Source organism: Pseudomonas sp. NPDC089758, from assembly GCF_044748705.1.
GTDB lineage: Bacteria > Pseudomonadota > Gammaproteobacteria > Pseudomonadales > Pseudomonadaceae > Aquipseudomonas > Aquipseudomonas putida_X.
On the sequence record NZ_JBIVGN010000001.1, the window covers coordinates 292,016 to 317,556 of the forward strand.

The window sequence follows — 25,541 nt, forward strand, 5'->3', positions numbered from 1 at the left end:
GGAGGGGCCCAGACTAGCACCCGGCCTGCACAGCCAGAGAGCCAGCAACGCTTCGTTCGGACGATAGATTTTCTACTGTGTTAGCGCCCTCGCCTGCGCTAACAGCCAGGCCCGCACCATCGCCAGCGCCGGGGGTTGGTGGGCATTGCGCGGCCACACCAGGTAAAACGCCTGCCGCAACTCCAGCACCTGGTCGAAGGCAAGGGCCAGGCGCCCGGCGTGCAGGTCGCTGTGCACGAAAAACTCGCTGGCCAGCGCCAGGCCCTGCCCTGCAACCGCGGCATCGATGGCGAGTGAGGTCTGGTTGAACCGCATATGCTTGGCCCCGGGCGGTAACGGCCGGTGGAATACCTCGGTGATGAAGTCCGGCCAGACGTTGTGGGCATCGTGCAGCAACGGATAACGCTGCAAATGCTCCAGATCCACGGGCTTACCCAGTTGCGCGAGCAGCGCCGGGCTGGCGACGGCCACCACGCGTTGCGCGAGCAACGGCTCGGTGTGCAGGCCCGGGCCGAACGGTGGCACGCCGTAACGCACGGCGATATCCACGCCCTCTGGGCGGAACTGGGATAGCCGGTCGGTGGCCAGCACCTGCAGGTCGATGTCTGGGTGCGCCTGCGCGAACGACGACAACCTGGGGATCAGCCACTTCGCCGCGAAGGTCGGTGTAACGCTCACCGTCAGGTGCGATGCATCCGGGCGCAGCGCCTGGGTGGCGCTGCCGATCAGGGCAAAGGCGCTGCGGATATCGACACTGTAGCGCTGGCCGGCGCCTGTCAGGCTCAGGCCCCTGGGCAAGCGCTCGAACAGCTTGATCCCCAGGTTCGCTTCAAGCCCGCGTATCTGCTGCGCCACGGCAGCCTGGGTTACCCCAAGTTCGTCTGCGGCCAGGCGAAAGTTGAGGTGGCGCGCCACCACCTCGAAAACACGTAGGCCGTTTAGCGGCGGCAGCGCGCAGAACCCTTCGGCCATACACTTTATCTACTGAGTGAACAGGCCTGTAGCTTAATCGATACGCGGGTGTTGCTGTACCAGCAACTTGCGTTTGGCCTCAAGCTCGGCAATCTGCTCATCGATGTCTTCGATCTTTTGCTCGATATTGTCGTGGTGCTCCTGCAGCAGCTCTCGCGCCTCATCGATATCCGACGCCGCCGGGGCGGCGCCACGCAGTGGCTTGTTGGCGGTTTCTTTCATGGTCAGGCCGGTGATCAGGCCAATGGCGGCAATCACCATCAGATAGTACGCCGGCATGTACAGGTCGCCGGTGGTCTCTACCAGCCAGGCCGCCAGGGTCGGGGTCAGGCCGGCGATCAGCACCGAAATGTTGAAGGCACTGGCCAGGGCGCTGTAGCGAATGTGGGTGGGGAACATCGCCGGCAGGGTCGAAGCCATCACGCCGATGAAGAAGTTGAGCAACACGGCGATGATCAGCAAGCCGGCGAAGATCACCCCGAGCACACCACTCTTGATGAGCATGAAGGCCGGGATGGCCAGGGCCAACAGGCCGACACTGCCGACGATGATGAACGGGCGGCGGCCCCACTTGTCGCTGAGCAGGCCGATGACCGGCTGCACGAACAGCATGCCGACCATGATCGCGATGATGATCAGTACACCGTGGTCTTCGCTGTAGTGCAGGTTGTGCGACAGGTAGCTGGGCATGTAGGTGAGCAGCATGTAGTAAGTCACGTTGGTGGCGATCACCACGCCAATGCACGTCACCAGGCTGCGCCAGTGCTTTGTGGCAACTTCCTTGAACGACACCTTGGGCCCCGAGGCCAGGCCCTCGCGGTCGCCCTGTTCAAGTTTATCGACATGCTGCTGGAACGCCGGGGTCTCCTCCAGCGCATGGCGCAGGTAGAGGCCGATGATGCCCAACGGCAAGGCAAGGAAGAACGGCAGGCGCCAGCCCCATTCGAGAAACTTTTCCTCGCCCAGGTAGGTGGAGATCAGCACCACGACCCCGGCGCCGAGGACAAAGCCGGCGATCGAGCCAAAATCCAGCCAGCTGCCGAGGAAGCCGCGCTTGCGGTCGGGTGCGTATTCGGCGACGAAGATCGAGGCGCCGGTGTATTCACCACCCACCGAGAAGCCTTGGGCCATTTTTGCCAGCAACAGCAAGATCGGCGCCCAGATGCCGATGGTGTCATAGGACGGTATCAGGCCGATGGCGAAGGTGCTGAGCGACATGATCACGATGGTCGCGGCAAGAATTTTCTGCCGGCCGAACTTGTCGCCCAGGGCACCGAAGAACAGCCCGCCCAGCGGGCGGATCAGGAACGGAACCGAGAAGGTGGCCAAAGCCGCGATCATCTGCACGCTGGGGTCGGCGTTGGGGAAGAACACCTTGCCCAGGGCATAGGCGACGAAGCCGTAAACGCCGAAGTCGAACCACTCCATGGCGTTGCCCAGCGCAGCGGCAGTGATCGCCTTGCGCATTTTCGCGTCGTCGACGATGGTGATGTCTTTCAAACCGATCGGCTTGACAGCTTTTTTGCGTGATTTCATCCATGTGTCCCTGTTACTGAGGCTCTTTGGCATCAGATACACCGGGACACAAAATAATTCCACGCTCAGCGATTTCTCGCGTGCAGTGGCCTCAGATGCCTTCGCGGGCCAGGTCCATGGCGAAATAGGTCAGGATCAGGTCAGCACCGGCACGCTTGATCGCACCGATACTCTCACGCACCACTCGCCCCTCGTCGATGGCACCGGCCTGGCCGCCGAACTTGATCATCGCGTACTCACCACTGACCTGGTAAGCCGCCAGCGGCAGGCGCGACGCGGCGCGAATGTCGGCGATCACGTCCAGGTAGGCCCCGGCCGGTTTGACCATCAGTACATCGGCACCTTCCTGCTCGTCGAGCAGCGACTCGCGCACCGCTTCGCGGCGGTTCATCGGGTTCATCTGGTAGCTCTTGCGGTCGCCCTTGAGCGCTGTGCCGCCCGCTTCACGGAATGGGCCATAAAGCGACGAGGCGAACTTGGTGGAGTAGGCCATGATCGCGGTGTCGTGGAAGCCCGCGGCATCCAGTGCACCACGGATCGCCTGGACCTGCCCGTCCATCGCCGCCGACGGCGCGATGAAGTCGGCCCCAGCCGCTGCAGCCACCACGGCCTGCCTGCCCAGGTTGGCCAGGGTGGCGTCGTTGTCCACGCCATGGTCGTGCAGCACGCCGCAATGGCCGTGGCTGGTGTACTCACAGAAACAGGTGTCGGACATCACCACCATTTCCGGCACGCTGTCCTTGCAGATGCGGGCCATGCGCGCCACCAGGCCGTTCTCGTTCCAGGTATCGCTACCGGTGGCATCGAGGTTGTGCGAAACGCCGAAGGTCATCACCGACTTGATGCCGGCGCGGGCGTAGCGTTCGATTTCCTGGGCCAGCCGTTTTTCGGGAATACGGTTGACCCCCGGCATGCTGGTGATCGGCACGAAGTCGTCGATGCCTTCCTCGACGAAGATTGGCAGGATCAGGTCTTCGAGGCGGAATTCCGTCTCCTGGAAGAGCGTGCGCAGCGACTCGTTCTGGCGCAGGCGGCGGGGGCGGACGGAAGGGAAATGGTTGGCCATGACAGCTCCAGGGAATATGGACGGCGTACACCATATGCCTGTTGAGCTTCAGTGAAAAGGCTCAATGGCGAGATTGTGCCTTGCATCAGAGGCAATAACCGGGGCGACCAGCCCCGGCACAGCGGCTCAACGCAACAGGTCCTGGATCTGCTGGTGCAAGGTATCCAGGTCAAACGGTTTGGCCAGGATCGGCGCCTTGCGGGCGATGGGGCTGCCCGACTCGAGAATCTCCGCCGGGTAGCCACTGATGAAGATCACCTTGAGGTCCGGTCGCAGCTTCACCGCAGGCTCGGCGATCTCGACCCCGGAAATGCCGCCGGGCAAGCGAAAGTCGGTGACCATCAGGTCCAGGTGCGGCTTGCTCGCCAGGATGGCGAACGCCTGTTCACCGTCCTCGGCTACCAATACGTGGTAGCCCTCACCTGCCAGGTAGTCACGCAGGATCATCCGGATTGCCGGTTCATCCTCGACCACCAACACCACATCTTGTGCATCTTCACTCATGACAACAACGCCTTGAAATTACAGTTGGCCATCTGACCCCAGGCTCAGGCAGAGGTTGCCCGCTCCTGATCGTTTTGTTCGGTCTGCCGCGTCAGCGGCAATTGCAGGGTGAACGTGGCGCCCTTGCCTTCCTCGCTCTGCACCTGGATCTGCCCGCCATGGGCGCTGACGATCTGCTCCGAGATATACAGCCCCAACCCCAGCCCGGCACTGGCCTGCTGAGTGGCAACGCGCTCGAACTGCTGGAAAATCCGTTGCTGGTTCACGCCACTGATGCCGATGCCGTGATCCTGCACCTGCACCCAGGCCATGCCCGCCTGCTCGAATACCCGCACCTCGACCGGCTGGCGTTCGCCATAACGCAACGCATTGGACAACAGGTTGGCCAGTACTTGTTCAATCCGGAATTCATCCCACTCACCCTGCAGGCCATCGCAGCGCTGCAGATCGATGTGCGTGCCCAGCGCGGTGGCCTGGGCGGTAAAGTTTTCCACCAGGCCACGCACCAGCTGGCCCAGGTCGAACAGCTTGGGCCGTAGCGACAGCTTGCCGGTGCGGATGCGCGACACATCGAGCATGTCTTCGATCAGGCGGATCAGGCTATTGATCTGCCGTTCGTCGCGCTCGACCATGGCTTGCAGCTTGTCAGGGCTGAACGCCTCGAGGCTGCCGCGGGCCAAGTGCATCTTGCGCAGCTGGGTCTCGAGGATAAGGCCGTTGAGCGGTGTACGCACCTCGTGGGCCACGATCGACATGAAGTCGTCGCGCATGCGTACGGCATGCTCCAGCTCACTGCGCGCCACCTGCAACTGCGTGAGCAGCAGTTCCTGCTCCTGGCGACTGCGCTCAAGCGCCTGCAACTGGCTGTCGAGCCCCTTGCGCTGGCGATAAAGGTCGACGAACACCGTGACCTTGTTTTTCACCGCCAGGGTATCGAGCGGCTTGTAAAGGAAGTCTACCGCGCCGCTTTCGTAGCCCTTGAAGGCGTAGTTCATCTCGCGCCCGGCAGCGGTGACGAAGACGATCGGGATATTGCGGGTCTTTTCCGTGCCGCGCATCAGTTCGGCCAGTTCAAAGCCATTCATGCCCGGCATCTGCACGTCGAGAATGGCCAGGGCGAATTCGTGCTCCAGCAACAACGACAATGCGGCTTCCGCAGATTGGGCCTTGTGCACCTCGCGGTCTTGGCCCTGAATCAGGGCGTCGAGGGCCAGGAGGTTTTCCGGCAGATCATCGACGATCAGCAGTTTGGCGGTGATGTGGCTTAGCATGCACTGGATTCCAGGTTGGCGAGCAATTGCCCGATACCGCTCAAAGAAAGAATCAGGTCGGGCTGGTGGAGCGCCAAAGCGGCCTCCGGCATCAGCGCTACCTGGGCGTCGCGGGGGTCCTGGACAACAGTCCGGCCGCCGCTGTTCTTGATGTAGGCAAGGCCTTTGGCGCCGTCCTCGTTGGCGCCTGTGAGCAATACACCCAGCAGGCCCGCGCCATAGGCATCGGCTGCCGAGATGAACAGGAAGTCGATGGCCGGGCGCGAGAAATGCACCGGCTCCTCCTGGCTCAGCGACAGGCTCAGATCCTGCTCGACCGACAAGTGATAACCGGGCGTCGCCACGTAGATCTGGCCAGGGGCGATGACCTCTTTGTCCCGCGCCTCGTGCACCGGCCTGTGCAGGCGCCGCTGCAGCACGTCGGCGAGATGGCTGTGACGGTCATCGGGCAGGTGCAGCACACACAGCACCGGCGTCGCGAATGCCGGGGGCAAGCCGCCGAGCACCTGAAACAGCGCCTGCACGCCGCCCGCCGAAGCCCCGATCACCACCGCGCGTATGCCCTTCATGATTTGCGGTAGATCCGTTCGGGCTTGACCAGCGGCTCGAAACGGTCGCTATAAGCGGAAAAATCCACCGATTCCTTGCTGCCCAGCACCAGAAAGCCACGGTGGCACAAGGACTCATGGAACAGCCCCAGGGCGCGGTCCTGCAGCTCTTTGTTGAAGTAGATCAGCACGTTGCGGCACGACACCAGCTGGGTTTCGGAGAACACGCTGTCGGTGGCCAGGCTGTGGTCGGCGAAGGTCACGTTGTCGCGCAGGCTGCTGTCCATGATGGCGTTGCCATAGGCGCTGGTGTAGTACTCGGCAAAGTCGCGCCGCCCGCCGGCCAGGCGGTAGTTTTCTTCATACTCGCGCATGCTCTGCATCGAGTAGATGCCCTGCTTGGCCCTGTCCAGGGAGCGCGGGTTGATATCGGTGGCATACAGGATGGTGCGCTCCAGCAGGCCTTCCTCGCGCAAAAGGATGGCCATCGAATACACCTCTTCGCCGGTGCTGCAGCCCGCGATCCAGATCTTGATCGACGGCCAGGTGCGCAACAGCGGCACCACCTCGTTGCGCAGGGCAAGAAAGTGGCTCGGGTCGCGGAACATCTCGCTGACCGGGATCGTCAGGAACTGCAGCAACTGCATGAACATGCCCGGGTCGTGCAGCACCCGTTCCTGCAGGGACGACACCGTAGCGCAATCGAACTGGCGCAGGGCATGGAGTATCCGGCGCTTGATCGACGCGCCGGAGTAGTTGCGAAAATCGTAGCTGTACTTGAGGTAGATCGCCTCGATCAGCAGCCTGATCTCGATGTCGGTGTTGCGCTCGCTAATCAAATTCGCTCCAGTTGCGGCAGCCACACACGGATCAACGAGAACAGGCGGTCCAGGTCGATCGGTTTGGCCAGGTAATCATTGGCGCCGGCCTGCAGGCAGCGGTGCTGGTCATCCTTCATCGCCTTGGCGGTCACGGCGATGATCGGCAACTTGCGCCAGCGCGGCTGCTGGCGGATCAGGCGGGTAGCCTCGAAGCCATCCATTTCCGGCATCATCACATCCATCAGCACCAGGTCGATGTCATCATGCTGCTCCAGCCGCTCGATGGCCTCACGCCCGTTGCGGCCGATCTCGACGATGGCGCCCTTGTGCTCCAAGGCACTGGTGAGGGCGAAGATGTTACGCACATCGTCGTCCACCAGCAGCACCTTGCGCCCTTCGAAGACTTTGTCACGGCTGCGCGCGGTCTTGAGCATGCGCTGGCGCTCATGTGACAGCTGCGATTCGACTTTGTGCAGGAACAACGTCACTTCGTCGAGCAGACGCTCTGGCGAGCGTGCGCCCTTGATGATGATCGAACGCGAATACTTGAGCAGTTCGGCCTCTTCCTCACGGGTGAGGTTGCGCCCGGTATAGACGATCACCGGTGGGAATGACCGGATATCTTCTGCAGTCATGCGTTTGAGCAGCTCGTTGCCGAGCATGTCGGGCAGCTTGAGGTCGATGATCATACAGTCGTAGATGTTCTCGCGCAGCAACGCCAGGGCGTCCTGTGCCAGGGCGACGGCGGTGATCTCGACATCGTCGTCGCCGATCAGGCGGGCGATGCTCTCGCGCTGCAGGTCATCATCCTCCACCAACAAGATGTGCTTGAGCTTCTGCGTGAGCTTGGCTTCCAGACGCGCGAACACTTCCTTGAGCTCTTCGCGGCTGGTCGGCTTGACCGCGTAGCCCACCGCCCCCATGTGCATGGCCGCCTCGACGCGGTCTTCCACGGAGATGATGTGCACCGGGATATGGCGGGTGCCAGCCAACTCTTTGAGGCGCTGCAACACGGTGAGGCCGGAGTGGTCGGGCAAGCGCATGTCCAGCAGGATCGCATCGGGAATGTACTGGGCGGCCAGTGCGAAGCCCTCGTCGGCGGCCTGGGCCACCAGGCAGCTGTAGCCCAGTTCGTGCGCCAGGTCGAAGAGGATACGGGCGAAGTTCGGCTCGTCCTCGATCACCAGGATGCAGCGGTTGCCGAACGGGGCGTGCTCGCGGTCATCGGCGAAGGTCGGTGCAGGCAGTTTCGGCAACGCTGCCGCGGCGACCTGGGGCGCCGGTGGCAAGGTGTCGACTGCCGGGCGCAGGCTGTGGGCCTCGATTTCCTCGGCCTCGGCTTCGTAGCGTTCGGGCATCGTCAGGCTGAACACACTGCCCTGGCCAGGGCTGCTGTCGACGCTGATCTGCCCACCGAGCAAATGCGCCAGGTCGCGGGAGATCGACAGGCCCAGCCCGGTGCCGCCATAGCGGCGGTTGCTGCTGCCATCCACCTGGTGGAAGGCGCCGAAGATCGCCTGCTGCTGGTCGGGGGCGATACCGATGCCCGAGTCGCGCACGGCAAACACGATGCCCGCGCCTGCCTGGTGGCTGATGGTCAGGCTGACCTGACCGTGGTCGGTGAATTTGATGGCATTGGACAGCAGGTTCTTGAGAATCTGCTCCAGGCGCTGGCGGTCGGTGAACAGTGTCGCCGGTACAGGGGGCTCGACCTTGACCTGGAAGGCCAGGCCCTTGTGCTCGGCCAGCGGCAGGAACATGCCGCGCAGGCCTTCGACCAGGCGCTCCAGCTGAGTGGTCTCGGGGCGCACTTCAAGCTTGCCGGCCTCGACTTTGGCGATGTCGAGAATGTCGTTGATCAGGTTGAGCAGGTCATTGCCGGCCGAATAGATGGACTCGGCGAACTTGACCTGCTCTGCGCTGAGGTTGCCCTCGCCGTTCTCCGCCAGCAGCTTGGCCAGGATCAGCGAGCTGTTGAGCGGCGTGCGCAGCTCGTGGGACATGTTGGCGAGGAACTCGGACTTGTACTTGCTCGAGCGCTGCAGGTCGTCGGCGCGGGCCTGCAGTTCTTGCTGGGCCTGAAGCAGCTCGTCGTTCTTGCGATCCAGGGCATCGGTGCGCTCGGACAGTTGCTCGTTGGTCTGCTCCAGCTCGGCCTGCTGGGTCTCAAGGTGAGCCTGGGACTCCTTGAGCACGCGGGACTGCTCTTCCAGCTCCTCGTTCGCAGTCTTGAGTTCTTCCTGCTGCACCTGCAGCTCTTCGTTGAGCTGCTGAGTCTCGGCCAGCACTTCCTGGAGGCGCTGGCGGTAGCGGGCGCTTTCGATGGACATGCCGAGGTTGCCAGCCACACGCTCCATCAGCTCGTCGTCACGCTCCTGCAACGGCCGCAGGAAGCCCAGCTCGATCACGCCGTTGATCTGGCCATCGTCGATGGCCGGCATCAGCAAGGCACTGCGCGGCAAGCCGCTACCCAGGCCGGAGCTGAGACGGTAGTAGTCTTCGGGCAGGTCATCCAGGCGCAGCAGGCGGCCTTCGCGTACTGCCTGCGACAGCAGGCCATCATGGGCCGCCAGCACCTGTTCGCGGCCCTGCTCCTCAGCGTCCAGGCCATAGCTGGCCACGCGCACCAGGCGGCCGTGGCCGTCACGTACGTACAGCGCGCCGACCACGCTACCCAGGTAGCTGGCGAAGAAGCGCAGGATGTTTTCGCCAAGCATCGGCAGGGTCAGCTGCCCCAGCACCTGTTCGGCCAGCTGGGTCTGACCGTTGCGCAACCAGGCCTGCTGTTCCAGGCGCTCGGCCGAGTGCTGCTGGGCCTTGAGGTTGTCATCGTAGCTGGTAGACAGCGCCATCAGGTCGCGGCGGCCCAGGTAGGCCAGCAAGGCGCTCAGGCCAACGATCAACAGCACGAACGCCGAGATGGCGGTCAACGTGACGTTGCTGACCTTCTCGTTGCGGGCCATGCGCAGCTGCTGCTCAGTGTCGACCAGGTCATCGAATTCCTTGCGGATCTCGTCGGTGATGCGTTTGCCGCGGCCGTTGACGACCGACTGGCGATAATCTCCGCCATCGCGGCGCTGGGCGATCATCTCGCCACCGAAGTCATTCCAGGCGTCCTGCAGGGCGATCAGGCGGTCGATGCGGTCGACCTGCTGAGGGTTGTCCGCGACCATGCCGCGCAGGCTGGTGAGGCTGCCCTTGATCTTGGGTTTGGCAACCTCGTAGGGGTCCAGGAAGCGCTCGTCACCGGTGATGAGAAACCCGCGCATGCCGGTTTCCATGTCGATCGACAACTTGATCGCTTCATTGGCATTGCCGATCACCCGATCGGTATGCTCGACCCACTGCATGGCCGACAACAGGTAGTTGATGACCGCAACGAAAGCTACGGCACCGAGCAGGCCCACCCCAAGGGGCAGGCCGATGTTGCGGCTCAACAGCTTGCGGAAGCTTTGCTGGTCCATCGAGGCTGCTTGAATCATTTGAAGACGCCCGAGCGAAAAAGTCCATTGAACGGTGTGGCGGATAAAGCCTGTTCTTAGTATGCCGCCGCGCTCACCGGTTTATAGCGAGTCTAACCAGCTTTGCTGGCCGTGGCAGGGCATTTAGCCAGTATTTGAAGGTTACCTTCAGCAATCGTTCCATCCAATCGTAACGATCGGTATCCTCATGGAACTTCTGACGCTGGCCGGCGCACAGAATAAAGACATTCTTCTGGTACAGGATCACAAAATGCACCTCTTGGTAGTCGAAGATGACGACATCGTCCGTATGTTGATGGTCGATGTGCTCGACGAACTGGGCTCCGAACTGGGCTTCGAAACCCTCGAGGCGAGTTGCGCCCACGCCGCGCTGGCGATCCTTGAAAACCCAGACCAGTCGCTGGCCCTGCTGATGACCGATGTCGGCCTGCCGGACATGCGCGGTGAAGAACTGGCAGCAAGGGCCCGTGCTCTGCGGCCCACCCTGCCTGTGCTGTTTGCCAGCGGCTACGCCGAAAGCCTCGATGTTCCCGAGGGCATGCACATGATTGGCAAGCCGTTCAGCATCGATCAGTTGCGCGATAAAGTGTCCGGAATGTTGGGTCAGCGTTGACCTCGGTAGCGCCTCTTCGCGGTTTACCGTGAAGAGGCCGCCTCAAGCCCATGCCTCGCGCCGCAACAAATACGTGTCCATGATCCACCCCTTGCGCGCCCTCGCCTCTTCGCGCACCTGCAGAATCTGCGCTTTCACCGCCTGCAAAGGCCCGGCGATCAGCACTTCGTCCTGCGTACCCAGGTAAGCCCCCCAATAGATCACCAGCCCGGGGTCGTCGATGTGGGTAAAAGCGCATTGCCCGTCGAGCATCACCACCACATTGTCGATCTGCCCCTGTCGCGCCAGGCGCCGCCCCGGTAAAACCACCACCGGTTCGCCTATACGGTTGAGCGCAACCTGATGCCGCGCCGCCAGCGCCTGCACACTGCTGATGCCTGGGATAACCTGCAGGCGCAATGCCACACCACGTTCGCGAACCAACTGCAGAACGCGCAGGGTGCTGTCATACAAGCCCGGCTCGCCCCACAGCAAAAAGGCGCCGACATCCTCACTGCGCATTTCATCGGTTATCAGCCGGGCGTACAAGGCTGCGCGCTGGTGGTGCCAGTCCTGGACCGCACTCACATAATCGTGCGCTTGAGCATCCCGCTGTGGGTCCGCTACCTGTACCCAGCGGTAGTCGCCCTGCGGCCTGTAACGATCGACGATGGCTTTGCGCAGGCTGACCAGCTCGTCTTTGTCCGAACCCTTGTCGAGCACGAAGAAGACGGTAGCGCGACGCAACGCCTCGACGGCCTCGAAGGTCACCTGGCGTGGGTCGCCCGGGCCGATACCGATCAACAACAGGTCTTTCATGGCTTAGCCCTAAACATGCACCAGCAGCCATTGTCGGCCGGTAGCGAGTGTTTGGCAAAGTGCACTCAAAAGATCGAGAAGCTATAGCTGACGATGATCCGTGTTTCGTCCATGTCACGCGCCCACTTTTCGTAGTTGCTGCGGTAAGTGGAATTGCGCAGGCGCACGCTGACGTCTTTGAAAGTACCGCTCTGTACCTGGTACTTGAGCTCGGTGTCGCGCTCCCACTCTTTGCCCTGGACATTACTGCCCGGGACCTTGATGTGGTCGCCATTGATGTACCGGGTGAAAAACGTCAGCCCCGGCACACCCAGGGCCTTGAAGTCATAGTCGTAACGCAACTGCCATGAGCGCTCCTGCGCGGCGGCGAAGTCGTTGACCTGTGCATAGTTGACCAAGTACGGGTTGCTGCCATCGAGGTACGGCATAGCATTTTCGCCATACATGCGCTGCCAGCCCGCACTGACCTTGTGGCCGCCCAGGTTGTACCCGAGCATCCCGCTGAAGGCGCGGTGATCGATCTGGCCTGCCCGGGCATTCCCGATGTCATCGCTCTTGATCAGGCGCAGGTCGGCCGACAGGCTGCCCACCGTAAGCGGCTGGCTGGCGACCAGGCCAAGAAAGTGCTGGCGGTAGATGTTTTCCAGCTTGGCTACTTGGTAGTGAGCACTGACCCGCTCATTGAAGCGGTAATCCAGCCCTGCCAGGTCGAAGTGGTCGGCTTCGATATCACAGGCATAGCGCTTGTTCTTGCAATGCACGCGAATGTCCTGGCGGTCGGTTGAATCGCGGGCGGTGTACTTGTTCAGGCGGGCCAGCGTGAACTTCATGTCGCGCACTTCTTCGGAAGTGAGCATGGCGCCGTGGAACATCGTCGGCAACAGGCGGCCATCGTTGTATTTCAACAGGGGAACATCGGGCATCAGCGAACCGTATTTGAGCACGGTAGCGGACACCTTGACCTTGGCGGCCAGGCCGAGCTTCGCGTATTGGTCAGCCGCGTGCCTTGGGTGATGACCCGAAGAAGGCAACAAACCGCTGTTACTGTCCGCCGGGCTGGAATCGAGCTTGATACCCAACAGGCCCACTGCATCCACACCGACGCCTACCGGCCCTTCGGTATAACCCGACTGCACATTGAGCATGAAGCCTTGCGCCGACTCCTCCCGCTTGGACGCGCCCTGGCTGGAAGTACTGTGGCCGTCACGAAAATCCCGGTTGAAATAAACGGTGCGGGCTTCGACCTTGGCACGGGTGTCTTCAAAAAATCCGGCGGCCTGGGCGTGCGCACCGGCACACATCAGCAACAGGCCGGCAACTCGGCGCCCAGGGGCGGAAGAAAAAGGGGCAAACATGCGAGGGAACATCCAGAGAAAGGCAGAAATCAATGCACGGCGAAGGCGCGCGGCGCAGACAAGACCCGGCCGAACAATGCCCGACCATCATGGCAAATGATTGCGTGAAGACGCTGGCCCGCACCATTGGACCATGGTCTAGAAAGACTGCACTGGCAGCCTGTCGCACATCGCAATTACCGCACGAAACACTTGTAAAGTTCCCTGGTTAATTGGAAAAGTTTGCGGTTTACCCAATTGCCACAAGTGTCTACACTCGTTATCAGCGAACAGTTAAAACCCACCGCGTGGCCGGCGTTATTTCTCTTCAATGTTCGTCACGCCCTGCCACAGATGCCGTACAGGAGTGATTACAGTGTCCAGACTTGCAGAGTTTCGTGCTGCCGAAAAAGCGCTCCAGGAACAGATGGCTCAACTGGAGGCGCTGAAAAAGGATGCCGGCCTAAAACGTGAAATCGAATTCGAGCAGAAACTAGTCGGCCTGATGAAAAGCTATGACAAAAGTCTGCGCGACATCATCGCCATCCTCGATCCCAAGGCCGTCACCCGGGGCGCCGCACCCAGTGCGCCAAAGCAACAACGCCGCCCGCGTGTGGTGAAAGTGTATGAAAACCCGCACACCGGCGAGCTGATCGAAACCAAAGGTGGTAACCACCGCGGGTTGAAGGCGTGGAAAGAACAGTACGGGGCCGGCACGGTGGAAAGTTGGCTGCGCTGATGAAACGTCAACGCGTGCTTCACACTTTTTTCACAAGGGCAGGCTCAATATCGAGACAGCTAAAGGACTAGCGACCCCATCACGCGCCCGCACACGCGGGCCTCTAATTCCAGCGCCCTGCACTCGTGCAGGGCGCTTTCATTTGCGCAATCGGTTCACTGCCGTATCATGGCTCTCCTGTCTGTTCCGCTGGCCCCGCTGCCAGCCCCGTTCCTGGAGTACCCATGAGCCTGCACGATCTGCAAAACCTGCCTGGCGTCACCGCACAGCCCGACAACGCCACTGCTCAATTCGTCTTCAACCACACCATGCTGCGGGTCAAGGACATCGAGAAGTCGCTGGACTTCTACACCCGTGTCCTGGGCTTCCGCCTGATCGACAAACGCGACTTCCCGGAAGCGGCTTTCAGCCTGTATTTCCTGGCCCTGGTCGACCCAGCGCAGATTCCGGCCGACGACGCCGAGCGCCATCAGTGGATGAAGTCGATCCCCGGCGTGCTCGAACTGACCCACAACCACGGTACTGAAAACGACCCGGCGTTCGCCTATCACAACGGCAACACCGACCCACGTGGCTTCGGCCATATCTGCATTTCGGTACCGGACGTTCGCACGGCCTGCGCCCGCTTCGAAGCGCTGAACGTGCCGTTCCAGAAACGCCTGGAAGACGGCCGCATGAACCACCTGGCCTTCGTCAAGGACCCGGACGGCTACTGGGTCGAGGTGATTCAGCCCTCTGAACTCAAGGGCTGATCCAAACCTGTGAGCTTCGTCGGCTCGCGCTCGTCAGGCCGGGAACTCCCGGCCCCTCGCTGTGGTATATGAAGGTAACAGCTTCACTAGCCACAGCGAGGTAAGGACGATGCAATCTCTTCACTGTGAATACCGCGACCACACCATCACCGCCAGTGTGATGCCTCATCCCGACTCCCCTCTGCCCTACTCTGCGGGCTGCCTGATCACCGATCCGCAAGGCCACACCAGCAAGCGCCTGTCCATGCCGATGAAATTCTTCTCAGACCTTGAGAATGCTCAGCATGTGTCGCTGGCCCATGGCCGGGCCCTGGTGGACCAGCAGTTGGACAAGGGCCACAAGGCGTTCTGAATGTGGGTATGGATGGCCTCCTCACGGCTATGCCCGCGAGGAGGCCGCAAAAGCGGCGCTAGGCGCCCCGGGCGTAGGCCACTGCAGCCTCGACCTGCTCCCGTGTAGGCCGCACGCCGGTATACAGCACGAATTGCTCCAGGGCCTGCAACGCGATCACTTCCAAACCAGTGATCACCGGCTTGCCCAGGGCCTGGGCGTGCTGGATCAAGGGCGTCTGCGCCGGCATCGCCACCACATCGAAGACCCGCTGCGCGGCGGCGATGGCGTTCTCGCTGAACGCCAACTGGTGGGCCTCTTGCCCGCCTGCCATGCCGATCGGCGTCACATTCACCAGCATCGGCGGGCACCGGTCACCTAGCTCGGCGACCCAACGGTAGCCACATACATCAGCCAGCTGCCGCCCCGCCTGCTCATTGCGGGCGACGATGATGCCCTCTTTGAACCCCGCATCGCGCAGCGCACTGGCCACCGCCTTGGCCATGCCACCACTGCCGCGCAGAGCAAAGGCTGTGGACGAGTCGACACGATGCTGTTCGAGCAACTGCCGCACTGCCAGGTAGTCGGTGTTGTAGGCTTTCAGATGACCTGCCGTGTTGACCACCGTGTTCACCGACTCGATGGCTGCCGCCGACGGGTCAAGCTCATCGACCAAGGCCATGCAGGCCTCCTTGTACGGCATGGAAACACCACAGCCGCGGATGCCCAGCGCGCGGATACCTGCCACAGCGGCCGGCAAGTCATTGGTGCTCATCGCCTTGTAGTAGTAATCCAGGCCCAGTTGCCGGTACAGGTGGTTATGAAAGCGAACGCCAAAGTGGCCTGGCCGGCCCGCCAGGGAAATGCACAGCACAGTGTCTCTGCTGGGAGTTGACGTCATCAATCGCTCCTTGTTCGTAGCTGAAACGTTTGTTCAGCGTAACAGAACTGCCCGTTTATCGTCCTTACACAACCTTTACCGTTTCCCTGCGCTCAGCTGACAGTGGTACGGGCGATAGTACGGCAGCGTCGAGAACAGTTGATAAAGCTGATGAACACTATTGAGCGAGTCGATTTCAAACCTCGCTGGCCACTGCGTAAGGTAGGCACATGTTTACAGGAGGTCCCTATGGCCACTATTCAGATCATGTCCGTCGTCGGCAGCGCCGTCCCCTCGACTCTGCGTGAGCAGGGGCTGCTGGCATGCTGGTACCTGGTGCGCAACGGTGAAGCGGTCAGCGGACCGTTGGCAACCCGTGCATCCGCCCAGGCCCTTGCCGATCGACTCAAGGGCGACTGCCTGCTCGCTTGAAACGAATGTGTTGTGCGTTGCTCTCTGCCCTGTTCTGGCCCGCCTTCGGCGGGTCTTTTTTTGCCGGCGTGAAACCGACGAACGGATGGAGCATAACCGTTACAGCATGAAGGTTTTTTCATTTCGGCCAAGTGGCTCGACGAGTATTCGACAGCACTTGAGCCATACTCCACAATGCAGCGGTTTTTGGGGGAAAAAACCCTTGCACAGCCAACGACATACCAACTTTTAGTGAGCCTGAACGTGAAAACATCCCTGTCCATCCTCAGCCTGCTGCTGTTGCTCACAGGTACCGCGACCCTACCGTCGACCGCTGCTGCACAACCCCCAGCCCAGATTCAACGCGACCCCTCAAAGCTGCATCTGGCTTCCGGCAGCGCCCTGCTGATCGACCTCAATACCAACAAAGAACTGTATTCGAACCACGCCGACCGAGTGGTACCGATTGCCTCGGTGACCAAACTGATGACCGCGATGGTGGTGCTGGACGCCAAGCTGCCCATGGATGAGATGCTCACCATGACCATCGCCAACAACCCGGACATGAAAGGCGTGTACTCGCGCGTGCGTCTGGGCAGCCAGCTCAACCGCCGCGAAACCCTGCTCATCACCCTGATGTCGTCGGAAAACCGCGCCGCCACTTCCCTGGCCAACCACTACCCAGGGGGCTACCCGGCTTTCATCAAGGCCATGAACGCCAAAGCCCGCAGCCTGGGCATGGCCCACACCCGCTATGTCGAGCCAACCGGCCTGTCGACGCACAACGTCTCCAGCGCCCGCGACCTGGCCAAACTGCTGATGGCGTCACGCAAATACCCGATGCTCAGCGAGCTGTCGACCACCCGCGAAAAAACCGTGGCCTTCCGCAAGCCCAACTACACCTTGGGCTTTCGCAACACCGACCACCTGGTCAACAAGAGCAACTGGGACATCAAGCTGACCAAGACTGGCTTCACCAATGAGGCCGGGCATTGCCTGGTGCTGCTCACGCGCATGGACAACCGCCCGGTGGCCATGGTGATCCTCGATGCCTTCGGCAAGTACACCCACTTTGCCGATGCCAGCCGCATGCGCCAGTGGCTTGAGACCGGCACCGCCAAACCCGCACCGGCCGTCGCGATGCAGTACAAATCGGACCGCCAGAACAAGAGCCGGCTCGCTTCAGAGTAAGGGTTCAGCTCGGCTGGCCCGTTTGCGGCGCTGTCCGCAGGCGGGCCGGCTTGCCTGCACTCAGGCCTGAGTGTTGACGACCGTACCCGCCGTGCTACCACCGGTCTGCTGCAACGCTTCGAGCAGTTGCGCCGTGGCCGTCATGATCTGGCCCGTGATCGTGGCAATGCTCGACTGCCTGGCACTCACGGCAGCGGTTTTGGCCGTCTCCTCCATGTTCTGCGCCATCAGGTTGGCCAGTTGCTTCTGCTCTTCGGCCAACTGCTTTTGCAGCTGCTTGATCATCTCGCGCAATTGCTTGATGTGCGCAGGCTCCGAGCTCTCATCGCTTTGCTGCGCACCTTGCGCACCGCCGCCACCCTGAGCCTTGGGCGTTTCTGCCGACGCGGCGGGCGCTGCACTTTTCTGTGCGTCTTCGCTTTTTACCGCTTCAGTGCTGCCGGTGGCCTGCGCAGAGACGTTGTTGAGGGTGATTGCCGCGATACCTGTCATGTTCCGGTCCCTGCCTTGAAATAGGTCCTTGCGTTGACCTGCCTATCGGCCGCTCAGCGCAGTTCTTTAGCCCGGCAGCAGGCCGTGGACGATGCGTTCAGTAAATTCCCCGGTGCATGGCTCGTTCCAACCAATGTACTCACGCAGGCGCCGGAGCCCCGGCGGGCGCACACATTCGACCATTATGGGATCGCAGCCATGAGCCAGTCTTCAAACCCAGAAACCATCAAGGATCTGATCGGCGTGGGCTTTGGCCCTTCCAACCTGGCCTTGGCCATCGCCCTGGAGGAACTCGCCCAGACCCAGGGCCGCGCCCTCGACGCGCTGTTCATCGACAAGCAGGAGCAATACCGCTGGCATGGTGAAACGCTGGCGACCCAGAGCGAGCTGCAGATATCCTTCCTCAAGGACCTGGTCTCGCTGCGCAACCCCACCAGCCCCTACAGTTTCGTCAACTACTTGCACCAGAAGCAGCGCCTGGCCGACTTCATCAACCTGGGCACCTTCTACCCCTGCCGCCTGGAGTACAACGACTACCTGCGCTGGGCCGCCGAACATTTCGCCACTCAAGCCGTCTATGGCGAGCACGTGCTGCGCATCGAGCCAGAGGTGAAGGCTGGCCGGGTCGAGCATTTGCGCCTGGTTTCGCAAGATGCGCAGGGGCGTGAATACACCCGCCGTACCCGTTCGGTCGTGGTCGGCACCGGCGGCACGCCGAAAATCCCGGAAAAATTCGGCGCCTTCAAGGACGACCCGCGGGTCTTCCACCACTCCCAGTACCTGAGCAGCCTGAACAAGTTGCCCTGCGCCGAAGGCAAACCGATGCGCATCGCGGTAATCGGCTCTGGCCAGAGCGCCGCCGAAGCCTTCATCGACCTCAACGACAGCTATCCGTCGGTCAAGGTCGACATGATCCTGCGCGGTTCGGCGCTCAAGCCCGCAGACGACAGCCCATTCGTCAACGAGATCTTCTCGCCCGACTACACCGACCTCGTCTACAACGAGCCGGCCGAGCAGCGTGCCAAGCTGCTGGGTGAATACCACAACACCAACTACTCCGTGGTCGATCTGGACCTGATCGAGCGCATCTACGGCATCCTCTACCGCCAGAAGGTTTCGCACAAGGTGCGCCACAACGTGCTGTGCCGCCGCCAGGTGGAAGCGGTTGTCGCCACCCGCCACGGCATCGAACTCACCCTGCGCGACCTGGCCACCGACCAGCATCAGACCCACCGTTACGATGCGGTCATTCTGGCAACCGGCTACGAGCGCCGCTCGCATCGCGACCTGCTGGCGCCGCTGGCCGGTTACCTCGAGGACTTCAACGTCGATCGCAACTACCGGGTACTGTCCAGCCCGGACCTTGAAGCTTCGGTGTACCTGCAAGGTTTCTGCGAGGGCAGCCATGGCCTGAGCGACACCCTGCTGTCGGTACTGCCGTCGCGCGCCGCCGAAATCGGCCAGGCGCTGTACCAGGACCTCGCGCGCCGACATGACAGAGCGCAACCGTCGGTCGCCCTCACCAGCGCCTGATCCTTCAAGGCCCGCAAGCCGACACGGCGCCCCGCGCCCTGTCGGCTTTTGCTTTTCTGAAACATTTGCTTGCATTTAAATAGGCAGGATTTCCATTCTCATTCGTCTTTATAGATGCAGCCCTTGTGGTTGGGCTTATGCTCGACCCTCATTTTCAGAAGACCGACCCATGGCCAAATCAAGCAAAAAATCCAAGTCCAAGCTGTGGTTCCTGGTCCACAGCTGGCTCGCCCTACCGATCTGGTTCTTCGTGCTGATCGTCTGCTTCACCGGCATGCTTGCCGTGGTCAGCCAGGAAATCGTCTGGCTGGCCAACCCCGATGTGCGCGCCAGCAAGCCTGACGACAGCGCCGAACGCCTGAGCTTCCAGCAGGTGCTGGACGCCCTGCACAAGGCCGAACCGGATATGGTGGTGCGCACACTGAGGCAGCCAGACGGTTCGCACTTCGCCCTGAACGCCGGGGTGACCCTGCCCGACGGCAGCAGCCCGACGCTGTACGTCAACCCCTACACCGGGGCCATCCAGGGCAAGGTCCCTGACTTCAACTTCGAAGCGTTCACCCGTGCCCTGCACGGCTGGTGGCTGGTGCCCTTCACCAATGGTTTCAGCTGGGGCTGGTACCTGGTTTCGCTGCTGGGCCTGCCGATGCTCGCGTCGCTGGTGACTGGCCTGGTGGTGTACAAGAAATTCTGGAGAGGCTTCTTCAAGCCCGTGCGCACCGGCCATGGCTCGCGCATCTTCTGGGGCGACCTGCATCGCCTGGCCGGGGTCTGGTCGATCTGGTTCATCGCGGTCATTGCCATCACCGGCACCTGGTTCCTGATCCAGGCGATCCTGTTCGACAACCACATCACCATCTCCAGCCAACCGATCACCCCGGTGATCGCCCGGGAAGATGTCCCGCAAACCGCCGATGGCAGCCCTGCCCCGCGGATCGACCTGGACGAAGCGGCGCGCATCGCCGGCCTGGCCATCCCTGGCCTGGAAATCAACGCCATCTCGCTGCCCGCCACGGCCTACAGCCATATCATCCTCAATGGCCCGGGCTGGTACCCGCTGATGTTCCAGACTGCCAACGTCAACCCCTACACGCGCAAGGTCGACAGCCAGTTCCTGATCAGCGACCGCTCCGCCCTGGAGTTCGTCACCGAATCCATGCGCCCACTGCACACCGGCGACTTCGGCGGCCTGCCGGTCAAGCTGATCTGGTTCTTCTTCGGCCTGCTGCTGACCCTGATGGTATTCAGCGGCCTGCTGATCTGGACCAAGCGTACCGCCCAGGCAACCGCCGCCGCCCTCAAGCGCAGCGAGCGTGCGCCCCGGCCCCGCGCCACCGCCAGCGACACCCCTGTGGAGATCCGCCCATGAGCCAGGCCCAGGCCCTGCCCACTCGCCCATTCAAGCAATGGTGGCTGAAGTGGCGCTTTCACTTGAACATTCTGCTGATCCTCATCCCGCTGGGCTTCATGCCCAAGTATTTCGCCGACGCCAAGCTGTTTCGCGGTGACGCCGGGCTGGGCGTGAACCAGGTCAGCGATATCCAGGTCGGCCCTTACACGCTGGACCTGGCCGAGCTGCGCAGCGAAGCCCCCCGCGCCGACGGCCCGGCGGGCTACTTCAAGAGCTTCAACGCCGCCCTTTGCAAAGCCTGCATCGACGACGTCAAAGCCGTGTACCTGCGCGTCGGCAAACCTCGCAGCCTGCGCGCCGCCGGCAGCATCTTCTTCGGCGCGCCCTACCGCATGGTGACCAACCTGCCGATCCCTGAGCGCACCAAGCCAGACGCGCAGATCTGGATCACCGTCGAAGGCTGGGACGGCAGCATGCACCAGGCATCGGTACCGCTGAGCAAGGCTTCGCCAGCCACCGTGGCCTGGCTCGAAAAACAAGGAGGCAAGAAATGAAGCGCATGATCCGCAGGCTCGCCCTGCCCCTGCTGGTGCTGGCCGCCGGCCCGGCCCTGGCACACAACCCGATGTGCGAATGCGAAGAGGTCGATGGCGGCCAGGTCAAGTGCACCGGTGGTTTCTCGGACGGCAGCGGCGCGCCGGGCGTGACCCTGGACGTGATCGGCTACGACGAGCAAGTACTGGTCGGCGGCAAGCTCGGCGATGACTCGACGCTGACCTTCAAGCGCCCCGACGGCGAGTTCTACGTGCTGTTCGATGCCGGCCCCGGCCACGTGGTGGAAGTCGACCACGCCGACATCGCGCAACCATGAGCGGCCCAACCCTGAGCCGCACCCACGTGGTGCGCCCCGCCGGCGCCGGGCACGAAACCCTCTACGTGCTGCTGGTCAGCCTGCTGATCGTCATCGTCGCGGCCGGCGTGGTGCTGCTGCGCGGTGAACGCGAAGACGAGCAGGCCATCGCCAGCCACCAGATCGACGCCCGCCGCGACCTGACGCCCGCCGAGCAAGGCATCTACACCGACCTTCGCGTGGCCTACGACGAGATCCAGTTGCTGCGCGAAGAAACCGCCGCCCAACCCATTGTGGCGTCGTTGGCCGAGGAAGGCTTGCCACCCTTTGTGGTAGATGCCGGCAGCCAGAGCCGTGGCAGCCACCAATGGCAGTGGCTGGAGGCTGGTGCCTACCTCGGTCGCAGCCAGGCCCCAGAGGTCGCCGGCAGTTTTTTGCTGATCGTGGCGCACGAGCACAGCGGCCAGCCTGACGTCTGGCTGCACCGCGACAGCACCACCGTGGTGCCACAAGACCTTGGCCAGGCAACCCTGACGGCCGCGGGCTGGCAGCAAGTGGTCAGCCATTACGACGCCGGGGTCACCCGCGAACACCGTCACTGAACCCAAGGAATTCCCCATGTTGCGCTCCGCCCTCACCCTGCTCCTGGCCCTCGCGTTACCGGCCCTGGCCCTGGCCGACGCCGGCAAGCCGCTGCGCATTGGCATTACCCTGCACCCTTACTACAGCTATGTGAGCAATATCGTCGGCGACAAGGCCGAAGTGGTACCGCTGATTCCCGCAGGCTTCAACCCACATGCCTACGAGCCGCGTGCCGAGGACATCAAGCGGATCGGCACGCTGGACGTGGTGGTGCTCAACGGCGTCGGCCATGACGATTTCGCCGACCGCATGATCGCCGCCAGTGAAAAGCCCGACATCAAGACCATCGAAGCCAACCAGAACGTGCCGCTGCTGGCGGCCACCGGCATCGCCGCCCGCGGTGCCGGCAAAGTGGTCAACCCACACACCTTCCTCTCCATCAGCACCACCATTGCCCAGGTCAACAACATCGCCCGTGAACTGGGCAAGCTCGACCCGGACAACGCCAGGTTCTACACCCAGAACGCCCGCGCCTACGCCAAACGCCTGCGCGGTTTGCGCGCCGAAGCGCTGGCCAAGATCACCGAGGCGCCTGGCGCCAACTTCCGTGTGGCCACCATCCATGCCGCCTACGACTACCTGGTGCGCGACTTCGGCCTGGAGGTCACGGCAGTGGTCGAGCCAGCCCACGGCATCGAGCCGAGCCCGGCACAGCTGAAGAAAACCATCGACCAGCTCAAGGCGCTGGACGTCAAGGTGATCTTCTCGGAGATGGACTTCCCATCGGCTTATGTCGAGACCATCCAGCGTGAGTCCGGGGTGCGCCTGTATCCGCTGACGCACATTTCCTATGGCGAATACACCAAGGACAAGTACGAAGTGGAAATGAAGCGCAACCTCGACACCGTAGTCCGCGCCATCGAGGAGAACCGCGCATGACTGCGGCCGCTAATCTGATGGGGCGTGGCGGGCCGGGCATCGAGTTCGCAGGCATCGACCTGACGCTTGGACGCACGCGCATCCTTGAGCAGGTCGAGTTCAGCGTCGCCGCTGGCAGCGTGCATGCCATCGTCGGGCCCAACGGCGGTGGTAAAAGCTCGCTGATCAAGACACTGCTCGGGCAGATGCCCCACCAGGGCCAACTGACCCTGCACTGGCCGGGCGAGCGGCAGGTGATCGGGTACGTACCCCAGGCACTGGAGTTCGACCGCGGCCTGCCGATGACCGTGGACGACTTCATGGCCGCGATGTGTCAGCGCCGCCCGGCCTTTCTCGGCCTTTCGCGCCGCGTGCAACCGGCCATCGACACAGCGCTGGCGCAGGTCGGCATGCTCGACAAACGCAAGCGGCGCATGGGCGCCTTGTCGGGTGGCGAACGCCAGCGCGTGCTGCTGGCCCAGGGCCTGATCCCCGAGCCCCAGTTGCTGGTGCTCGACGAACCCATGTCAGCGCTCGATGAAGCCGGCATCCAGGTGTTCGAGCAGTTGCTGCAGAGCTGGCGCCAGGCTGGCACCACCGTGCTGTGGATCGAACACGACCTGCAAGCGGTGCTGCGCCTGGCCGACCGGGTCACCGGGCTGAGCCGCCAGGTGCTGTTCGACGCTCCACCTGCTCAAGCCCTCACCCCGGAACGCCTGCTGAGCCTGTTCTCCGTCCACCCGCGCAGCGAGAGCCGCACCTGATGAGCTATGAAGCATTCCGCCAACTGGTCCAGGAATGGGCCGGCGCTGGCTACCTGCCCGAGGCACTGGCCTACGGTTTCGTGATCAACGCACTGCTCGCCGGCCTGATGATCGGCCCGGTACTGGGCGGCCTGGGCACCCTGGTGGTGGTCAAGCGCTTTGCCTTCTTCTCCGAAGCCGTCGGGCATGCGGCCCTGACCGGGGTGGCCATCGGCATCCTGCTCGGCGAACCCTACACCGGGCCTTACGGCAGCCTGTTCGGCTACTGCCTGCTGTTCGGCATCCTGCTCAACTTCCTGCGCAACCGCACCGGGCTGTCGCCGGACACGCTGATCGGCGTGTTCCTTTCGGTGTCGCTGGCACTGGGGGCAAGCCTGCTGCTGATGCTGGCCGGCAAGATCAACGTGCACATCCTCGAAAACGTGCTGTTCGGCTCGGTGCTGACGGTCAGCGCGCAGGACCTGGTGGTGCTGGGCGTCGTCGCTGCCCTGGTGCTGGCGCTGGCCCTGCCACTGTACAACCGCATCATGCTGGCCAGCTTCAACCCACAGCTGGCCGCCGTACGCGGGGTGGCCGTGAAGACCCTGGACTACCTGTTCGTGGTGTTGGTGACGCTGGTAACGGTGGCGTCGGTGAAGGTGATCGGGGCGATCCTGGTCGGTGCCCTGCTGGTGATCCCCGCCGCTGCCGCGCGCCTGGTCAGCCAGTCGCTCAAAGGCTTTTTCTTCATCTCGGTACTGATCGCCACCCTGAGCACCCTGCTGGGCATCCTGTTGCCGATCGTCTTCGACCTGCCGGTACCATCGGGTGCCGCGATCATTCTGGTTGCCGGCATCTGCTTCGCCCTCGCGGCCCTGGCCCGCGCCCTCGTCCCACGCCTGCAAGGAAACCCGGCATGAACCTGAAACCGCTCACCCTGGCGCTGGCCCTCACCGGCCTGCCCTCGCTCGCCCTCGCCACCGAGGTGCTGACCACCCTGCCGGTGACCCACAGCCTGGCCGCTGCCTTGCTCGACGGCACTGCCGTGCAGCTCAAGCGCGCCGCGCCGGCCAACCTGCCAGCCAGCCGGCAGCCCTCGTACTTCAGCAGCCGTGGTGGCGCCAGCCTTGCCAAAGCCGCGCAACAGGCCGATGCGGTGATCGGCGTGCGCTCGATCTGGCGCGACGACCCGCTGTATCCAATGGCCCGGCGGAGCAATATCCGCATCGTCGAAATCGATGCTGCGCGCCCGGTGGACGGCGCCCTGCCGGGCATCGCGGTCACTGGCGACGACGCCTACAACGCCTACCCCTGGCTGAACCCGACCAACCTGGGGCGCATGGCCGACGTGCTGGCCAACGACCTGGAGCGCCTGGCGCCCGCCGACAAAGCGAAGATCCAGGGCAACCTGGCAGCGCTCAAGCGCCAGTTGCTGGAATTGACCGCCAGCAGCCAGACCAAGCTTGCCGAGCTCGACAACCTCAGCGTGGTCAGCCTGTCCGAGCGTTTGGGGTATCTGGCCAGCGGTATGAACCTGGATGTGGTGGAACAGCCACTGCCGGCCGACGGCAAGTGGGATGAAGCCATGCTCAAGGCACTGGGCGAGAACCTCAAGGGCCAGGACGTGGCACTGGTGCTCGATCATCGGCAGCCGGATGCGGCAGTGGCCGAGGTGATCAAGGCCTCGGGGGCCACCCTGCTGGTGGTCGAAAGTGACCCGCAAGACGCCGTGACCGGGCTCAAGACCAGCATCGATCAGGTGGTCGGAGCTTTGAGCAAAGGGTGATACAGCCTGCGCCATGGCCCAATCCCCGGTTTGCCGG

The 25,541-nt window shown here is 62.6% G+C and carries 27 protein-coding genes; 15 read left to right on the forward strand and 12 right to left on the reverse strand.

Features of this window, described 5'->3' with window-relative positions; genetic code table 11:
- Nucleotides 1-72 precede the first annotated feature (72 nt).
- The 8 genes from ACIPZH_RS01375 to ACIPZH_RS01410 all read right to left on the reverse strand — a co-directional run bounded on the left by ACIPZH_RS01375 (nt 73) and on the right by ACIPZH_RS01410 (nt 10,200).
- Nucleotides 73-972, reverse strand: coding sequence for a LysR substrate-binding domain-containing protein (locus ACIPZH_RS01375; protein WP_400634742.1), 900 nt, complete (start codon nt 970-972; stop codon nt 73-75).
- 33 nt (nt 973-1,005) lie between these two features.
- Nucleotides 1,006-2,508: a glycine betaine/L-proline transporter ProP gene (gene proP, locus ACIPZH_RS01380; RefSeq protein ID WP_400634744.1), complete on the reverse strand. Its 1,503-nt coding sequence runs from the start codon at nt 2,506-2,508 to the stop codon at nt 1,006-1,008.
- 91 nt (nt 2,509-2,599) lie between these two features.
- Nucleotides 2,600-3,574 (reverse strand): porphobilinogen synthase, encoded by a 975-nt coding sequence (gene hemB, locus ACIPZH_RS01385; protein WP_241806392.1) that lies wholly within the window; start codon nt 3,572-3,574, stop codon nt 2,600-2,602.
- Nucleotides 3,575-3,700: 126 nt separating this feature from the next.
- Nucleotides 3,701-4,078 (reverse strand): response regulator, encoded by a 378-nt coding sequence (locus tag ACIPZH_RS01390; protein WP_241806393.1) that lies wholly within the window; start codon nt 4,076-4,078, stop codon nt 3,701-3,703.
- A 44-nt stretch (nt 4,079-4,122) separates the two neighbouring features.
- Entirely contained in the window at nt 4,123-5,349 is a 1,227-nt protein-coding gene (locus ACIPZH_RS01395; RefSeq protein WP_241806394.1) for a hybrid sensor histidine kinase/response regulator, read from the reverse strand.
- Entirely contained in the window at nt 5,343-5,918 is a 576-nt protein-coding gene (locus ACIPZH_RS01400) for a chemotaxis protein CheB (protein ID WP_400634746.1), read from the reverse strand. The genes ACIPZH_RS01395 and ACIPZH_RS01400 overlap by 7 nt, the downstream gene beginning before the upstream one ends.
- Nucleotides 5,915-6,736 carry a protein-glutamate O-methyltransferase CheR gene (locus ACIPZH_RS01405; RefSeq protein WP_241806396.1) on the reverse strand — a complete coding sequence of 274 codons (822 nt, stop codon included), beginning with the start codon at nt 6,734-6,736 and terminating at the stop codon, nt 5,915-5,917. Before ACIPZH_RS01405 ends, ACIPZH_RS01400 begins: the two co-directional genes overlap by 4 nt.
- A complete protein-coding gene (locus tag ACIPZH_RS01410) occupies nt 6,733-10,200 on the reverse strand; it encodes a response regulator (RefSeq protein WP_400634748.1) in 3,468 nt (1,155 codons plus the stop codon). Before ACIPZH_RS01410 ends, ACIPZH_RS01405 begins: the two co-directional genes overlap by 4 nt.
- A 250-nt stretch (nt 10,201-10,450) precedes the next feature.
- Between ACIPZH_RS01410 and ACIPZH_RS01415 the strand changes: the two genes are divergently transcribed.
- Nucleotides 10,451-10,813, forward strand: coding sequence for a response regulator (locus ACIPZH_RS01415; RefSeq protein ID WP_400634750.1), 363 nt, complete (start codon nt 10,451-10,453; stop codon nt 10,811-10,813).
- Nucleotides 10,814-10,855: 42 nt separating this feature from the next.
- Here ACIPZH_RS01415 and cobF read toward each other — a convergent pair whose 3' ends face one another.
- Both cobF and ACIPZH_RS01425 read right to left on the reverse strand, forming a co-directional pair.
- On the reverse strand, nt 10,856-11,611 hold the full coding sequence (gene cobF, locus ACIPZH_RS01420; RefSeq protein WP_400634752.1) for a precorrin-6A synthase (deacetylating): 756 nt from the start codon (nt 11,609-11,611) through the stop codon (nt 10,856-10,858).
- 65 nt (nt 11,612-11,676) lie between these two features.
- On the reverse strand, nt 11,677-12,966 hold the full coding sequence (locus ACIPZH_RS01425) for an OprD family porin (RefSeq protein WP_400634754.1): 1,290 nt from the start codon (nt 12,964-12,966) through the stop codon (nt 11,677-11,679).
- Between the two features lie 355 nt (nt 12,967-13,321).
- Here ACIPZH_RS01425 and ACIPZH_RS01430 point away from each other — a divergent pair, with 355 nt between their 5' ends.
- The 3 genes from ACIPZH_RS01430 (at nt 13,322) to ACIPZH_RS01440 (ending at nt 14,788) form a co-directional block, all read left to right on the forward strand.
- On the forward strand, nt 13,322-13,684 hold the full coding sequence (locus tag ACIPZH_RS01430; RefSeq protein ID WP_241806400.1) for a histone-like nucleoid-structuring protein, MvaT/MvaU family: 363 nt from the start codon (nt 13,322-13,324) through the stop codon (nt 13,682-13,684).
- A gap of 224 nt (nt 13,685-13,908) precedes the next feature.
- Entirely contained in the window at nt 13,909-14,436 is a 528-nt protein-coding gene (gene gloA, locus ACIPZH_RS01435; protein ID WP_400634756.1) for a lactoylglutathione lyase, read from the forward strand.
- A 109-nt stretch (nt 14,437-14,545) separates the two neighbouring features.
- Nucleotides 14,546-14,788, forward strand: coding sequence for a hypothetical protein (locus tag ACIPZH_RS01440; protein ID WP_267823002.1), 243 nt, complete (start codon nt 14,546-14,548; stop codon nt 14,786-14,788).
- A 58-nt stretch (nt 14,789-14,846) separates the two neighbouring features.
- Here ACIPZH_RS01440 and ACIPZH_RS01445 read toward each other — a convergent pair whose 3' ends face one another.
- Entirely contained in the window at nt 14,847-15,668 is an 822-nt protein-coding gene (locus ACIPZH_RS01445; protein ID WP_400634758.1) for a shikimate 5-dehydrogenase, read from the reverse strand.
- Between the two features lie 228 nt (nt 15,669-15,896).
- On the opposite strand from ACIPZH_RS01445, the gene ACIPZH_RS01450 reads away from it, so the two are divergent.
- Together ACIPZH_RS01450 and pbpG are read left to right on the forward strand one after the other, a co-directional pair.
- Nucleotides 15,897-16,079, forward strand: coding sequence for a hypothetical protein (locus ACIPZH_RS01450; RefSeq protein ID WP_400634760.1), 183 nt, complete (start codon nt 15,897-15,899; stop codon nt 16,077-16,079).
- A 243-nt stretch (nt 16,080-16,322) separates the two neighbouring features.
- Nucleotides 16,323-17,249, forward strand: a complete 927-nt coding sequence (gene pbpG, locus ACIPZH_RS01455) for a D-alanyl-D-alanine endopeptidase (RefSeq protein ID WP_400634762.1) — start codon at nt 16,323-16,325, stop codon at nt 17,247-17,249.
- Nucleotides 17,250-17,309: 60 nt separating this feature from the next.
- On the opposite strand, the gene ACIPZH_RS01460 is transcribed toward pbpG, so the two are convergent.
- The gene (locus tag ACIPZH_RS01460) at nt 17,310-17,741 is read right to left on the reverse strand and encodes a hypothetical protein (RefSeq protein ID WP_400634764.1); all 432 of its coding nucleotides are present in this window, start codon (nt 17,739-17,741) and stop codon (nt 17,310-17,312) included.
- A gap of 198 nt (nt 17,742-17,939) precedes the next feature.
- Here ACIPZH_RS01460 and ACIPZH_RS01465 point away from each other — a divergent pair, with 198 nt between their 5' ends.
- The 9 genes from ACIPZH_RS01465 to ACIPZH_RS01505 all read left to right on the forward strand — a co-directional run bounded on the left by ACIPZH_RS01465 (nt 17,940) and on the right by ACIPZH_RS01505 (nt 25,504).
- Nucleotides 17,940-19,274, forward strand: coding sequence for a lysine N(6)-hydroxylase/L-ornithine N(5)-oxygenase family protein (locus ACIPZH_RS01465; protein WP_400634766.1), 1,335 nt, complete (start codon nt 17,940-17,942; stop codon nt 19,272-19,274).
- 169 nt (nt 19,275-19,443) lie between these two features.
- Entirely contained in the window at nt 19,444-20,643 is a 1,200-nt protein-coding gene (locus tag ACIPZH_RS01470) for a PepSY domain-containing protein (protein WP_241806407.1), read from the forward strand.
- Nucleotides 20,640-21,179: a thiamine pyrophosphate-binding protein gene (locus tag ACIPZH_RS01475; protein ID WP_241806408.1), complete on the forward strand. Its 540-nt coding sequence runs from the start codon at nt 20,640-20,642 to the stop codon at nt 21,177-21,179. Before ACIPZH_RS01470 ends, ACIPZH_RS01475 begins: the two co-directional genes overlap by 4 nt.
- Nucleotides 21,176-21,496 (forward strand): hypothetical protein, encoded by a 321-nt coding sequence (locus ACIPZH_RS01480; RefSeq protein WP_241806409.1) that lies wholly within the window; start codon nt 21,176-21,178, stop codon nt 21,494-21,496. Before ACIPZH_RS01475 ends, ACIPZH_RS01480 begins: the two co-directional genes overlap by 4 nt.
- A gap of 11 nt (nt 21,497-21,507) precedes the next feature.
- A complete protein-coding gene (locus ACIPZH_RS01485) occupies nt 21,508-22,077 on the forward strand; it encodes a DUF6162 family protein (RefSeq protein WP_400635001.1) in 570 nt (189 codons plus the stop codon).
- A 16-nt stretch (nt 22,078-22,093) separates the two neighbouring features.
- On the forward strand, nt 22,094-22,996 hold the full coding sequence (locus ACIPZH_RS01490) for a metal ABC transporter substrate-binding protein (protein ID WP_241806410.1): 903 nt from the start codon (nt 22,094-22,096) through the stop codon (nt 22,994-22,996).
- Entirely contained in the window at nt 22,993-23,739 is a 747-nt protein-coding gene (locus ACIPZH_RS01495) for a metal ABC transporter ATP-binding protein (protein ID WP_400634767.1), read from the forward strand. Before ACIPZH_RS01490 ends, ACIPZH_RS01495 begins: the two co-directional genes overlap by 4 nt.
- A complete protein-coding gene (locus ACIPZH_RS01500) occupies nt 23,739-24,638 on the forward strand; it encodes a metal ABC transporter permease (RefSeq protein WP_241806412.1) in 900 nt (299 codons plus the stop codon). Before ACIPZH_RS01495 ends, ACIPZH_RS01500 begins: the two co-directional genes overlap by 1 nt.
- Complete coding sequence (locus ACIPZH_RS01505; RefSeq protein ID WP_400634768.1) at nt 24,635-25,504, forward strand: metal ABC transporter substrate-binding protein; 870 nt, start codon at nt 24,635-24,637, stop codon at nt 25,502-25,504. Before ACIPZH_RS01500 ends, ACIPZH_RS01505 begins: the two co-directional genes overlap by 4 nt.
- Nucleotides 25,505-25,541: the final 37 nt, after the last annotated feature.

Bases quoted from the DNA above. Each gene is read 5' to 3' on its own strand.
- ACIPZH_RS01395 (WP_241806394.1), bottom strand. From the start codon at position 5,349: ATGCTAAGCCACATCACCGCCAAACTGCTGATCGTCGATGATCTGCCG.
- ACIPZH_RS01450 (WP_400634760.1), top strand. From the start codon at position 15,897: ATGGCCACTATTCAGATCATGTCCGTCGTCGGCAGCGCCGTCCCCTCG.
- proP (WP_400634744.1), bottom strand. From the start codon at position 2,508: ATGAAATCACGCAAAAAAGCTGTCAAGCCGATCGGTTTGAAAGACATC.
- hemB (WP_241806392.1), bottom strand. From the start codon at position 3,574: ATGGCCAACCATTTCCCTTCCGTCCGCCCCCGCCGCCTGCGCCAGAAC.
- cobF (WP_400634752.1), bottom strand. From the start codon at position 11,611: ATGAAAGACCTGTTGTTGATCGGTATCGGCCCGGGCGACCCACGCCAG.
- ACIPZH_RS01415 (WP_400634750.1), top strand. From the start codon at position 10,451: ATGCACCTCTTGGTAGTCGAAGATGACGACATCGTCCGTATGTTGATG.
- ACIPZH_RS01440 (WP_267823002.1), top strand. From the start codon at position 14,546: ATGCAATCTCTTCACTGTGAATACCGCGACCACACCATCACCGCCAGT.
- ACIPZH_RS01400 (WP_400634746.1), bottom strand. From the start codon at position 5,918: ATGAAGGGCATACGCGCGGTGGTGATCGGGGCTTCGGCGGGCGGCGTG.
- ACIPZH_RS01410 (WP_400634748.1), bottom strand. From the start codon at position 10,200: ATGATTCAAGCAGCCTCGATGGACCAGCAAAGCTTCCGCAAGCTGTTG.
- ACIPZH_RS01460 (WP_400634764.1), bottom strand. From the start codon at position 17,741: ATGACAGGTATCGCGGCAATCACCCTCAACAACGTCTCTGCGCAGGCC.
- gloA (WP_400634756.1), top strand. From the start codon at position 13,909: ATGAGCCTGCACGATCTGCAAAACCTGCCTGGCGTCACCGCACAGCCC.
- ACIPZH_RS01500 (WP_241806412.1), top strand. From the start codon at position 23,739: ATGAGCTATGAAGCATTCCGCCAACTGGTCCAGGAATGGGCCGGCGCT.
- ACIPZH_RS01445 (WP_400634758.1), bottom strand. From the start codon at position 15,668: ATGACGTCAACTCCCAGCAGAGACACTGTGCTGTGCATTTCCCTGGCG.
- ACIPZH_RS01505 (WP_400634768.1), top strand. From the start codon at position 24,635: ATGAACCTGAAACCGCTCACCCTGGCGCTGGCCCTCACCGGCCTGCCC.
- ACIPZH_RS01375 (WP_400634742.1), bottom strand. From the start codon at position 972: ATGGCCGAAGGGTTCTGCGCGCTGCCGCCGCTAAACGGCCTACGTGTT.
- ACIPZH_RS01425 (WP_400634754.1), bottom strand. From the start codon at position 12,966: ATGTTTGCCCCTTTTTCTTCCGCCCCTGGGCGCCGAGTTGCCGGCCTG.
- ACIPZH_RS01390 (WP_241806393.1), bottom strand. From the start codon at position 4,078: ATGAGTGAAGATGCACAAGATGTGGTGTTGGTGGTCGAGGATGAACCG.
- ACIPZH_RS01470 (WP_241806407.1), top strand. From the start codon at position 19,444: ATGGCCAAATCAAGCAAAAAATCCAAGTCCAAGCTGTGGTTCCTGGTC.
- ACIPZH_RS01475 (WP_241806408.1), top strand. From the start codon at position 20,640: ATGAGCCAGGCCCAGGCCCTGCCCACTCGCCCATTCAAGCAATGGTGG.
- ACIPZH_RS01490 (WP_241806410.1), top strand. From the start codon at position 22,094: ATGTTGCGCTCCGCCCTCACCCTGCTCCTGGCCCTCGCGTTACCGGCC.
- ACIPZH_RS01465 (WP_400634766.1), top strand. From the start codon at position 17,940: ATGAGCCAGTCTTCAAACCCAGAAACCATCAAGGATCTGATCGGCGTG.
- ACIPZH_RS01480 (WP_241806409.1), top strand. From the start codon at position 21,176: ATGAAGCGCATGATCCGCAGGCTCGCCCTGCCCCTGCTGGTGCTGGCC.
- ACIPZH_RS01495 (WP_400634767.1), top strand. From the start codon at position 22,993: ATGACTGCGGCCGCTAATCTGATGGGGCGTGGCGGGCCGGGCATCGAG.